The sequence below is a fragment of the Acinetobacter sp. USHLN143 genome (assembly GCF_037145695.1).
GTDB classification, from domain to species: domain Bacteria; phylum Pseudomonadota; class Gammaproteobacteria; order Pseudomonadales; family Moraxellaceae; genus Acinetobacter; species Acinetobacter fasciculus.
In genome coordinates, this window is the sequence record NZ_JBBCWZ010000113.1 from 1 (window position 1) to 5,797 (window position 5,797).

Sequence of the window (5,797 nt, forward strand, 5' to 3'; positions counted from 1 at the left end):
AGTTGTAATTTTTCAAAAAAGATTGAAAACCATTTTAAAGCTTTCGACTTAACCTTTTTTTACATCAATAATGGCTTCATTTAATGTCAGCATACTTTTTGAAACACCACCCAAAATTTATCTCATTTTATAACTGATGTCTGGATTTTCAGGTAATTATACCGCACCAAAAAAAACATCTATTCACTAACGATCACTTAGGCTATTTATTATAAAAAAACAACCATACATCATTGATATATGTCCATTTATTTATACTTTTTTCATGGACATAAGTTAATTAGTTAATTTTTTAGGTCCCATATATCATCTAAGCGGAATCAATTAAAACCTGTTATAAGTCAGTGTAACATTGAAATTTATAGAAATAATATTTAAAACCGTTTTTTATTTTCAATTAAGGTGTCATCAATTAGCTTGAGAAAATCTTACCGGTCCTCATAATTTTTTCATGACTAAACGCTATGCATTAAAAGATGATCAGTGGGAACAGATTAAAGATCTGTTACATGGACGAATGGGTACTGTTGGAGTAACGGCCAAAGATAACCGACTATTTGTTGAAGCGGTATCGTTCAGGTATCCCGTGGCGAGACTTAATCGAACGCTTTGGTGATTTTAGAGTAGTGCATACTCGTTTTAGTCTTTGGGCTAAAACAGGTGTGTGGCAGAGAGTCTTTGAAGTGCTGTCACATGACCTTGACAATGAATATGTCATGTTAGACTCCACCCCATTGTACGTGCTTACCAACACAGCGCTGGGGGGAAATCAGGCGACTAGGCGCAGTAAAGGGGGCTTAAGCACCAAAATTCATGCCCGTACTGATGCTTTAGGCAACCCGACAGGATTTTATCTCACGAATGGGCAGGTCCATGACTTAAACGGTTCAGATGTGTTGCTGGACTTATCGTTGAGCCAGACCTGGTTTATGGATAAAGCCTACAACTCTAGGGATCGGGTCATTGATCCAATTTTAGAGGCGAAGGGTCAAGTTGTGATGCCCGCGAAAAGTAATTCTATTGATCAGCGTGATTATGATTGACATATCTACAAGGCAAGACATCTGATCGAGAATTTTTTTGCCAAGCTCAAACAATATCGTGCTATTGCCACACGCTATGATAAATTGGCTCAAAACTTCTTATCAGCGATCTTTCTGGCTTAATTGATAACACGCCCTAGTTTGAGATTGTCAAAAAAAGTGTAGCAACTTGCTACACTTTTTCACTTTTCTGAATAAGCTGTTTTAAAAAATCTTCTAGTTGTAAGAGACTAGCTTCGTCAATTTCCGAGATATTCAGAGAAACCTTAAGCTGTTTTTGATTGAGTTTGATATTCCCCGCAATCTTACCTGCATATTCAATTTTTCTAACCACAGATGTTGTGGTCAGTTTTCCTGGATCCTGACTCAATATTTTTTCAGCATAGGCAGTAACTTTACTTTGCTCTAGTTTTTTGTCTTTTACTTTTTCCCAAGCCCCTAGCAAAGCCTTTTCGGCCTCAGAAAGTTGCTCTATATGATCCGACAGAAATTTTTTGAATGCAGTTGCAGCAGTACGACCTAGTAGGCCTGGTTCCACATCAAGGTCATTTAAAATTACTTGAGGCAGTTTTTCGTACGCTAAATACTTGTACATATCTTCGCGATTTAAACCCAGTGAATTGGCTAAACGTTGCTTGTTTTTCTTTAACTTCTCATCAAGTGAGTTCAGGCCAATAAAAATTTCATAATCTGTCAGGTCCTGACGCTTTAAATTCTCTGCTAAGGTTAACAAAGATGCTTCTACATTATTCGCATCAATGATAATCGCTTCAATCACAGACTTGCCGAGTAAATGGTGCGCCCGTAAGCGCCGCTCGCCTGCAATGAGTTCATATTTCAGATTATCAAGTTTACGCACTGTAATGGGCTGCAACAGACCGACTTCATTAATGGAATCCGCCAGTTCTTTTAATTGTGACTCTTCAAATAATTTACGCGGCTGGTTTGGACTGCGACTAATATCCTCAATAGGAACATTACGTCTAAACTCTTTCAGCTCTCTAATATTGTCTTTCTGTGCTTGCTGATGTTTTTCTGTATTCTGTTTCAGTTTCTGAGCTAAAAGCTCTTTGGTGCTTGCCATAATACTCTCAGGTTTAAACTTTAGCTACAATTTCATTGGCAAGGCTTTCAAAAGCCTTACGTACTTTTGAATTTTTTTCTACATTCAAAAGTGATTGTTGCAGAATCGCTGCTTGATTAACTTTAGTACTTTGAGGAATGGTGGTCTCTAAAAGTTTTCCTACCTGTTTTAAGGCTTCATTCCGAATCAGCTTACAGACATTCTGACGTTCATCATGCTTAATTAGTAAAGCGCCTAAAAGCTCTAAATCTGGATTAATACGTTTGATCTTTTCAAGATGATTTAAAAGATCTGTTACCCCATACAATCCATATTGTGATCCGGATTCGATAGGAATAATGACATGTGTTGAAGATGCCAGGGCATTGCTGGTTAATAATTTAAGACTAGGTGGACAGTCGATCAATATAAAATCATAAAGATCTTTTAACAGTTCTAACTTGATATTTAACTCTTCAGAAGGACGGGGAGCTTCTTCTTTTAGTTGGTCTTCAGTTTTTCCTAAATTCAAGGAACCATAAATTAATGATACTTTTTCAAAGTTCGTTTCTTCTTGTAATGCATCTGCCAACAACGAAATATCGCCCACTAGTAATTCTGCTGTAGTCACAACAATTTCGCTTGGATGTTGGATCCCAATGTGTAAACTTGCGTTTGCTTGAGGATCTAAATCAATGACTAAAACCTTGTTGCCCAGATTGGCAAGTTCTGAGGCTAGGTGCACAACAGTCGTTGTTTTGCCACATCCGCCTTTATGGTTAGCAACAGTAATAATTTTTGCAGACATGCGTGTCAGATGATTCCGTATTTGAATGTTTAGTAATATAAATAACTTTCACTCATCTTACTATAGTTTTAAAATTTATAAATCCTATTTGTTCAGATGTAAAACAGCTTAAAAATAAATTTTTAACTAAGCTAGCTTAATTAATAATTAGAATAATTAGTTATTTAGCTAATTAATAATTAAGAGTGTATTTTTATTATATAAAACAAATGCTTAGAGTTTTAAAAGTGGAAGGTTTGTCACTCTAAAGTGGAAGGTCTGTCACTCTAAAGTGGAAGGTTTGTCACTCTAAAGTGGAAGGTCTGTCACTCTAAAGTGGAAGGTTTGTCACTATAAAGTGGAAGGTCTGTCACTAGGGTGGAAGGTTTGTCACTGCTATTTTTTAAACCGCTATTTTTATTTAAAAATAATTTAAAAAACAATTATTTAATATGTTAATAAAGTCTCGTAACTAAGCCTTAAAGGTGGAAGGGTTGTCACTGTATATTCTTAACCTGTGGATAATCTGTTTTTATTGGATATTTCCTGATGATTATATGTGCAGTTATACCTTTCGAATCTAACTGAAAGGTGGAAGCCTTGTCACATCAGGGTTTCTATTTAACTTAACCTATCTGAATGTGGGTGAAAAAAGTAAAAATAGTCATTCTAAACTGTAATTTCGGGGGCTAAAGGTGGAAGGTCTGTCACTGTAGGGTGGAAATATTGTATTTAATTCCACTTTAAAGGCAAAAAACCGGATAATAACGCTTTTTTTGATGACGGACCTTCCACTTTTAGAATCTTGTGGTGAAAGTCTTGAAAGTTTTTCCACTTTTGTATATAAAAACTAAGTCAAATTATAAATATCACGGTTATGACAGAATCTGAACCATTGCAAGAAGAAACGAATTATATTCCCTACTGTATAGGCAACATTCGCCATAATGGCGTTGTCAGTACCAGTAACCGCTTAATTCGCCCAATCGAGTTGTCATCCAATGAATATAAGGCACTTCTATATGCAATGGCGGTTGCGAATTATAGTGAGAAAAATAGGGTAGATGGTGAAATTACCGAACAAACTTATATTTATTTGTATAAGGATGATTTGGCAGATTTACTAGGATTAAATAAACGTAATTCAATTAATGTTGCAATAGATCGGATCTATAAAGAGCTTTCATCCCGGGTAGCTCATTTTATTATTGAGGAGCCTGCTGATAATGGTAAGAGAAAGACTAAAAAAGTACATTCTGTCGTTCCCATTATCCGTGAGTTAAGATGGGAAGATGACTCTAAAAATGCGATTCAGATTCGTTTTACTAGTGAGGTGTTGCCGTATTTCACTCAACTGGCTGGGGGTAATTTTACTACCTATCAGCTAAAACATCTTTTTGCCCTAGATTCTGTTGCCAGTATGAGTCTTTATACTTATTTCATTAAAAACGAATTTAAGTACGCCAATCAAAAGAGTTATGAAGTGCCATTGCTTTTAGAAAACTTGAAAGCACTGATTGATATTAATGAAACCAAATATGATCGCTGGGTAGATTTTAGACGCTATGTATTAGACAAAATAGTGACAGAAATTAACGAAAATACAGATCTACAATTAGAGTATGAAACCGTTAAGAAAGGCCGTCCAATTGTAGGTGTGAATTTTAAACTGCATCATCGGATTGCTGATAAGGCACTGGATGAAATTGCAGTGATTGAAAAAATCTATCTTGATGTTCCATTTGAAGACAATGCATCCGTAAAAGAATTAGGGGCTAAATTCGATACGAATGTACGTTCTTGGTATATTTTTAATAATGATGAAAATTATCAGCAGTTCAAGAAGTGGTTTAAAAAAGTAGGATGCCTCACTGACTCTCAAGCAAATATTGTCATTAATGACACTTTATTCCAAATGGATTTTGCTGAAATTGGTATGGGGCTGAATGACTTTAAACGAAATATGAAGCATAAACTTAAAAATAATCCAGAATTCGTTCAAAGTATTCGTGAAAGACTGAATGATATTTTTGGTAAAGAGCTGATCTAGCGAAAAGTGTAGCAACTTGCTACACTTTTTTAAATATATGTTTGTAAAGAATACAAGTGGTAAGGACCCTAGGATAAAAACGACTCTGTTGGATAAAGGCTTTAGATATAGATCTTCCCTAAGTTATCCAAATTCAAGTGACAACTTGGGTATGAGGTCTGCCTAATTCCTTAAATCTATTCAAAACGTAAGTGTTCGCTGAACACACCTTATGAATTCATCCTATAAGCCTTAATTTAGTCCCCACTTAAAAACAAGTGGGGACTAAATTTATGACTACAAATAACTAGGGTCTGTTGACATTTACTGTTCATAATTAACCCTATAAAGGTAGCCATAAAAATATACAGGCTAAAGCAACAGAACTTTGATAATTTCTTTTGAGCTTGTCATATCGAGTAGCTATTCCTCTAAATTGCTTTAATCTACAAAACATATTTTCAACTAAATGCCTGATTTTATATAAATACCAGTCCATATGGTCATTGTTCGGTAAGCGTCCGCTGAACCCCATGCCTATTTTTTAATTCGGTTCAGGTTTCCAGCAGTGTGGCAGTAACTCTTCAATCTGGGTCACTTTATGTGTCGGCAGCCTTTTCAGCACATCACTTAAATAGGCATACGGATCCAGCCCATTCAGCTTTGCTGACTGGATTAACGTCATGATGTTTGCCGCTCGCTGACCACTGCGCAGCGAGCCAGCAAACAGCCAGTTCTTGCGCCCCAACGCCCAGGGACGCATCTGATTGTCGGGTAGTCAGACGCAGTTACCTACGTCCAACCCCCTAAGAACCGTGCATGCGAGTTTCCCAGCACACGGCTCAAGCCTCTGCTAAGGCGCCATTCGGCACCCG

The 5,797-nt window shown here is 36.5% G+C and carries 3 protein-coding genes and 4 pseudogenes; 3 read left to right on the forward strand and 4 right to left on the reverse strand.

Annotated features, from left to right (window positions below; translation table 11 throughout):
- Positions 1–84, forward strand: a pseudogene (locus tag WFH18_RS16485) (IS1 family transposase); the annotation flags it as partial.
- Between the two features lie 367 nt (positions 85–451).
- A pseudogene (locus tag WFH18_RS16490) lies at positions 452–1,166 on the forward strand (IS5 family transposase).
- A 49-nt stretch (positions 1,167–1,215) separates the two neighbouring features.
- Here WFH18_RS16490 and WFH18_RS16495 read toward each other — a convergent pair.
- Positions 1,216–2,127: a ParB/RepB/Spo0J family partition protein gene (locus WFH18_RS16495; protein WP_103801007.1), complete on the reverse strand. Its 912-nt coding sequence runs from the start codon at positions 2,125–2,127 to the stop codon at positions 1,216–1,218.
- Between the two features lie 13 nt (positions 2,128–2,140).
- Positions 2,141–2,914, reverse strand: a complete 774-nt coding sequence (locus WFH18_RS16500; protein WP_004647772.1) for a ParA family protein — start codon at positions 2,912–2,914, stop codon at positions 2,141–2,143.
- An 856-nt stretch (positions 2,915–3,770) separates the two neighbouring features.
- On the opposite strand from WFH18_RS16500, the gene WFH18_RS16505 reads away from it, so the two are divergent.
- Positions 3,771–4,943 (forward strand): replication initiation protein, encoded by a 1,173-nt coding sequence (locus WFH18_RS16505; RefSeq protein WP_044113093.1) that lies wholly within the window; start codon positions 3,771–3,773, stop codon positions 4,941–4,943.
- 303 nt (positions 4,944–5,246) lie between these two features.
- Here the strand turns inward: WFH18_RS16505 and WFH18_RS16510 are convergent.
- Positions 5,247–5,433: pseudogene (locus WFH18_RS16510) on the reverse strand (IS5/IS1182 family transposase); the annotation flags it as partial.
- Positions 5,434–5,466: 33 nt separating this feature from the next.
- Positions 5,467–5,694 (reverse strand): annotated as a pseudogene (locus WFH18_RS16515) (transposase domain-containing protein); the annotation flags it as partial.
- Between the last annotated feature and the right edge of the window lie 103 nt (positions 5,695–5,797).

Bases quoted from the DNA above. Each gene is read 5' to 3' on its own strand.
- WFH18_RS16505 (WP_044113093.1), top strand. From the start codon at position 3,771: ATGACAGAATCTGAACCATTGCAAGAAGAAACGAATTATATTCCCTAC.
- WFH18_RS16495 (WP_103801007.1), bottom strand. From the start codon at position 2,127: ATGGCAAGCACCAAAGAGCTTTTAGCTCAGAAACTGAAACAGAATACA.
- WFH18_RS16500 (WP_004647772.1), bottom strand. From the start codon at position 2,914: ATGTCTGCAAAAATTATTACTGTTGCTAACCATAAAGGCGGATGTGGC.